Origin of the sequence: Calditerricola satsumensis (assembly GCF_014646935.1) — a bacterium.
Taxonomy (GTDB): domain Bacteria; phylum Bacillota; class Bacilli; order Calditerricolales; family Calditerricolaceae; genus Calditerricola; species Calditerricola satsumensis.
Window position 1 is genome coordinate 22343 of record NZ_BMOF01000029.1, and the last position, 6234, is coordinate 28576.

Here is a 6234-nt window from a genome sequence, read left to right on the forward strand (position 1 = left end):
CCTTTTGACGGGCCTTCCAGCGACGTTCCCTTGACCGCGTGCGGGGGCAATGCTAGAATGGGCTCGAATTTTGGAGGGGGAACGGAGCCATGCAAAAGCCCAGCGAGCTGGTGGTCGTCCTCGATTTCGGCGGCCAGTACAACCAGCTGATCGCCCGCCGCATCCGGGAGCTTGGCGTCTACAGCGAGCTCGTTTCCTACCGGACGCCGGTGTCCGACATCGCCGCCCTGCGTCCGAAGGGCATCGTGTTTTCCGGCGGGCCGGCCAGCGTCTACGAGCCGGACGCGCCGCGGGTCGACCCGGCCATCTACGCATTAGGCGTGCCGATCCTCGGCATTTGCTACGGCATGCAGCTGATGACCCACCAGCTTGGCGGCGCCGTGGCCCGCGCCGAGGTGCGGGAGTACGGCAAGGCCGTGATCCAGGTGGACACCGCTTCGCCCCTCTTCCGCGGCCTCGACGCCGAGCAGGTGGTGTGGATGAGCCACAGCGACCACGTCACCGCCCTGCCGGAGGGGTTCGTGGTCGACGCGCGCACGGCCAACGCGCCGGTGGCGGCGATGCACCACCCTGAACGCCGGCTCTTCGCCGTGCAGTTCCACCCCGAGGTGAAGCACACCGAACACGGCGATGCCATCCTGCGCAATTTCCTCTACGAGGTTTGCGGCTGCCGCGGCGGGTGGACGATGGACACCTTCATCGAGGACGCCGTGGCCGACATTCGCCGCCAGGTGGGCGACAAGAAGGTGCTCTGCGCGCTGAGTGGCGGCGTCGACTCGGCGGTGACGGCGGCCCTCGTCCACCGGGCCATCGGGGATCAGCTGACGTGCATGTTCGTCGACCACGGCCTGCTGCGCAAAGGGGAAGCGGAGAGCGTCATGCGCACCTTTGAAGGCCGCTTCGGGATGAAGGTGATCCGCATCGACGCGCGGGAGCGGTTTTTGCGCAAGCTCTCCGGCGTCACCGATCCCGAAGAAAAGCGCAAGATCATCGGCCACGAGTTCATCCGCGTCTTTGAAGAGGAAGCGGCCAAGCTGGAGGGGATGGAGTTCCTGGCCCAGGGCACGCTGTATACCGACGTCATCGAGAGCGGTACGGATACGGCGCAGACGATCAAGTCGCACCACAACGTGGGTGGCCTGCCCGCGAACATGAAGATGAAGCTGCTCGAACCCTTGAACACGCTGTTCAAGGATGAGGTGCGCAAGGTGGGCGAGCAGCTTGGCCTTCCTGCGGAGATCGTCTGGCGCCAGCCCTTCCCCGGGCCGGGCTTGGCCATCCGCGTCATCGGCGAGGTGACGGAGGAGAAGCTGGCCATTGTCCGCGAGTCGGACGCCATCCTGCGCGAGGAGATCCAGCGCGCCGGTTTGGACCGCGAGATCTGGCAGTACTTCACCGTCCTCACCGGGCTGCGCAGCGTCGGCGTGATGGGCGACGCCCGCACCTACGCCTACACGGTGGCCATCCGCGCGGTCACGTCCGTCGACGGAATGACGGCCGATTGGGCGCGCATCCCCTACGACGTCCTGGAGCGGATTTCGAGCCGCATCGTGAACGAGGTGGACGGCGTCAATCGCGTCGTGTACGACATCACGTCGAAGCCGCCGGCGACGATCGAGTGGGAATAAGGGGAAGCCGCGCATTCGGATGGCAAGGATGAACCGGCATGGCAATGGAGGGCGAAAGATCCTCGCCCTCCTTTCCTTTATTGTTCGGTTTTTGCTTGACATGGGGACGCCTTTGACGTACGATGAGGTTGGCAATCCGAACGTTGCATGCAATGCAGCACGAAAATGTCCGCTTTTGGCGGCGCGAGGAGGATTGGCCATGTTGGAACGCTTCTTTCAGCTGCGCGCCAACCGCACCAGCGTGCGCACGGAACTGATCGCCGGTTTCACCACCTACGTGACGATGGCCTACATCCTGTTCCTCAACCCGGCCATCCTGTCGGCCACCGGCATGGACAAGAACGCCGTCTTCTTCGCCACGGCGGTGGGGGCGGCCCTGGTCACCATCGCCATGGGCCTGCTTGTCAACTACCCCGTCGCCTTGGCTCCCGGCATGGGGCTCAACGCCTACTTTGCCGTCGTCGCCGCGCAGCACACCGGGATGATGACCTGGCAGGTGGCCCTCGGCGCCGTGTTCCTGTCGGGGATCATCTTCCTCATCCTCACGGTGACGCGGGTGCGGCAGATCCTCGTCGAGGCGGTCCCCGATTCCCTCAAGCACGCCATCACCGTGGGGATCGGCCTGTTCATCACCATCATCGGCCTGAAGTTGAGCGGGCTGATGAGCATCCAGTTTGTGGCCAATGCCGGGCCGTCGACGGCGGCCATCGACAAGGCGGTGGGTGGCGCGCCGACGCCGGTCACCCTGCAGTTCTTCGAGTGGAACATCACCCTGGCCAACCTGGTGCACGACAAGAGCGCCCTGCTGGCCCTGATCGGCCTTGTCCTGACGGCGCTCCTCGTTGTGATGCGCGTGCAGGGGGCGCTGCTCCTCGGCATCCTCGCCACCACGCTGATCGGCATTCCGCTCGGCGTGACGAACACGCAGGCCTTCTTCAACACGCCCTTTTTGCCCGACTTCTCCAAGCTGCACGTGGGCGACCTCGACATCGCCGGGGCGCTGAAGATGGGGCTCCTGGAGGTCATCATGGTGTTCACCTTCGTGGAGCTCTTCGACACCTTCGGTACGCTGGTGGGCACGGCCGATCGTGCCGGACTGCTCCAGCGTCCGGACGGGCAGAAGCGGCTGGGCCGGGCGATGCTGGTGGACGCCGGGGGGGTGTCCATCGGGGCTCTGCTCGGCACGTCGACGATCACGGCGTACATCGAGAGCGCGAGCGGGATCGCCGCCGGCGGCCGCACGGGCCTGACGGCGGTGACCACCGGCCTCTTGTTCCTGGCGTCGCTCTTTCTGCTGGCGCCCTTTGTGGCCATCATCCCCAACGCGGCCACGGCGTGCGCGCTGATCATCGTCGGCGTGCTGATGATGAGCGCGGTGAAGAAGATCGACTTCGACCGGATGGTTTACGCCATCCCGTCGTTCCTGACCATCGTCCTCATGCCCTTTACGTACTCCATCGCCAACGGCATTTCCGCCGGGATCGTCTTCTTCGTCCTCCTGGCCGCGGCACACAATCGGGTCAGCAAGGAGAAGGTGCGCATCCACTGGATGATGTGGATCCTGGCGGTGCTGATCCTGGCCCGCTACGTGTTCCTGGGCAGCGAGTAGGCCGCAGCTGGAACCGGCGAGCCGGGCGGAAAAACCGCATCGGCGTTCAGCGGTTCCGGCGCTGCCAAGACGTGCAGAACGGCATGCCCCACGGGGGTGCATGCCGTTTTTTGCTTTGGGCAAGACTAACGCAAATCCTGCGTGCGATTGGGAGGAAAGGGTATGGGAACGGTCTTCCGCGTGGCGGTGCTGATGGCGATGGTGTGGGGGTGTGTGGCGGGGCCGTTTGGTGCGGCGTCGCACGGGAAGGAGAAGGCCGAACGGGTGCGGTACACGGTGCACCTTGCCGCCGAGCGGCTTCCGGCCGCGCCGTCGGCGGGCGAGGGCGCTGCGGCGGCAACCGGAACCGTTCAGCCGCTTTTGCGCGGAACCTGGTGGGCCGAGGTGCCGGCGCCCCTCACGACGGACGGGCGCCTCTTCGTCCACCTGTACGCCAACGCCTTTCGCGACGACCGGGCCCTTGCCGGACCGGTGTGGGAGGAGGTGCTCGGGAAACAGCGGCTGCCCGGGCGCATCGACGTGGCGGACGTGACGGTTGACGGCCGCCCGGCCCGCTATGCCGTGCGGGGAACGGTGCTCGAGGTGGCCGTGCCCCGCGGCCGTCCGTGCGCGGTCGCCTTGCGTTTTACCCTGCATGTGCCGCGCAACAACGGGCGGCTGTCCTACGACGCGCACGCGGTGTGGCTGGGCAATGCCCTGCCCATCCTGGCCGTGCGCGACGCCGGCGGCTGGCGCCTCGATCCGTACTATCCCATCGGCGACCCCTTTTATTCGGAAGTGGCCGACTACCACCTGCAGGTGACGGTGCCGGAGGGCTGGCAGGTGGCGGCCACCGGATGGGAAACGCTGCGGGAGGCGCGCGACGACCGCCGCCGCTACGCCGTGCACGCCGAAGGGGTTCGCGACATGGCCCTGGTGCTGGTGGATTCGACCTACCGCGTGCTCGAGGGGCGCACACCCGAGGGGGTTCGCGTGCGCACGTGGACGCGCCAGGGCGACCGGTCGGAACTGCCGCGGGCTCTGCACGAGGCGGCCGTGCGCAGCTTGTCGTTCTTTCATCGCACCTATTCCCCTTATCCCTATCCCGATTACGACGTCGTGCGGACCGGCGGGTTTTTCGGCGGGATGGAGTATCCGGGCCTCGTGATGGTCCAGGGCGCGTATTTTGGCGACGAGCGGGCGCGCGACGACGGCCTTCTCGTCGTCGCCCACGAGACGGCCCACCAGTGGTGGTACGGGATCGTCGGAAACGACGAGGTGCGCGAGCCGTGGCTCGACGAGAGCCTGGCCCAGTATTCGACGCTCCAGTTTTTGCATTCCGCCTACCCGCGCATCGCGCGCCACATGGAGCGGATGCTCTATCGCCACGCCCGGCATCCGCAAACGGTGGCCTGGCAGCGGCGCGGCCTGTCGGTGCGCGCGCCGGTCTACGCCTTTCCGAACTGGACCGCCTACAGCCTCCTCGTGTACGAGCGGGGCGGCGCCGCGCTGTGGGAGCTGCGCCGGCAGGTGGGCGAGGAGGCGATGAATCGCGCGCTGCGCCGCTATGCCCGGCAACATGCCCTGCGCACGGCGACAGGAGCGGACTTGCTGCGCGTCCTCGAAGGGGAGTTGGGAGCGGATCTGGATCGTTTCTTCCGCTATTGGTTCGAGGGCGTCGGGGGCCCGCGGCCGGAGGTGAAGGCGCGTGCGCCGGTGTTTATGCCGCCAGGGGAACCATGACGCGGTGGAGGAGCAGCATCATGATCACCAGGTATGCGGCTAGCCCGAAGTACGCCAGCCCGAACCGCAGGCGGGTGCGGGGCGAAACGCGGTAATAGGCCTCATCGCGCACAATGCCGCCCGGTTGCTCGCTGGGATCGGGCTCATAGGTCACGTGGAAGGTCAGTTCCGCCCCGCCGCCGGTGTCGAGGGGAAGCCGCCGCGTGCGCACCAGCGTGACGGCGTGCACGGCGCCGCGCGCCTGGGGAAAGGTGAGGGGGATGGGCCAATCGTAGAGGCGTGCCTCCACGACGAGCGCCTCGCTGTCCCGCCGGCAGTACGCGACAAACGGCAACTGCCGCTGGTGCGCTTCCCCGGGCAAAAAGATGCCCGCCGCTTCCAGCTCGGCCTCGTCGATCCGGACCGTCTGCTCGAGGGTTGCCGGCTGGGGCTTGCGGCGGAAAAGGTACGCTTGCGCCAGGTCCCACGCGAACATCAGCCAGATGATCAGGAACAGGATGGAGCGAAGGACGAAGACGATCAAGAAAAAGCCGCCGATCAAGCCCACGAGCCAAAGCCAGCGCGAGATGACGGTGACGATGCGCCCGCCATCAAGGGGATGGATCGGCAACAGGTTGATCAGGTTGAGGAACAGGCCGATCGACGCGGCCACGTAAAACGCTTGGCTCCCCGTCGCCCACCCGAGGAGAAGGGCTGCTGTGGCGCCCGCCGTGCCCAGCAAGGGGCCGCCAAGGGCAACATACGCTTCCGTTTCGGCGTTGTTGGGGATTTTGCGCATCGTGATCAGCGCCCCCACGAAGGGGATGAATGTGGGGGCGCTCACCGGCAACTTGCGCCGTTTGGCGGCCCACACGTGGCCCAGCTCATGGATCAACATCATCGCCACGAGGCCAATGGCGAACGACCAGGGGGCAACCAAAGCGTAGGCACCGATGCTGAGCAAGAGGCTCCAGACGGTTCCGCCCACCTTTCCCAGTTTGAGCAGGGGCAAGAGGCCCTTCAATTTCCCGGCCAGCGCCAGGAGCAACGACAGGCCGCCTACGGTTTTCCACTTACCGGAGCGTTTTCGGTTTTCGTTTTGCCAAGTGGACATGTTGGGGGCTCCTTTGGCGTTGAATCGAGGGCAAATGGCTCTCTTCTTGATTATGCCACGCTTTTTTGGTAAGATGAACGACGTTAACAGATGAGAGCGGCAATATTCGGATGCGATAAAACGCGGCTCTAGGTCAATAATTGTGGATGCGAGGTCAACCAAGCCAAGGGAACAAAAGCGAG

At 65.8% G+C, this 6234-nt stretch carries 4 protein-coding genes; 3 read left to right on the forward strand and 1 reads right to left on the reverse strand.

All coding sequences use genetic code 11. The features are described from left to right. Positions 1-89 precede the first annotated feature (89 nt). From guaA to IEX61_RS07860, 3 genes are all read left to right on the forward strand, one after another. Entirely contained in the window at positions 90-1628 is a 1539-nt protein-coding gene (gene guaA, locus IEX61_RS07850) for a glutamine-hydrolyzing GMP synthase (RefSeq protein ID WP_054672441.1), read from the forward strand. Positions 1629-1830: 202 nt separating this feature from the next. Next, positions 1831-3237, forward strand: coding sequence for an NCS2 family permease (locus IEX61_RS07855; protein ID WP_229725777.1), 1407 nt, complete (start codon positions 1831-1833; stop codon positions 3235-3237). Between the two features lie 162 nt (positions 3238-3399). Beyond that, entirely contained in the window at positions 3400-4959 is a 1560-nt protein-coding gene (locus IEX61_RS07860; RefSeq protein WP_188817453.1) for a M1 family metallopeptidase, read from the forward strand. On the opposite strand, the gene IEX61_RS07865 is transcribed toward IEX61_RS07860, so the two are convergent. Beyond that, complete coding sequence (locus tag IEX61_RS07865; RefSeq protein WP_054672859.1) at positions 4937-6052, reverse strand: site-2 protease family protein; 1116 nt, start codon at positions 6050-6052, stop codon at positions 4937-4939. The genes IEX61_RS07860 and IEX61_RS07865 overlap by 23 nt on opposite strands. Between the last annotated feature and the right edge of the window lie 182 nt (positions 6053-6234).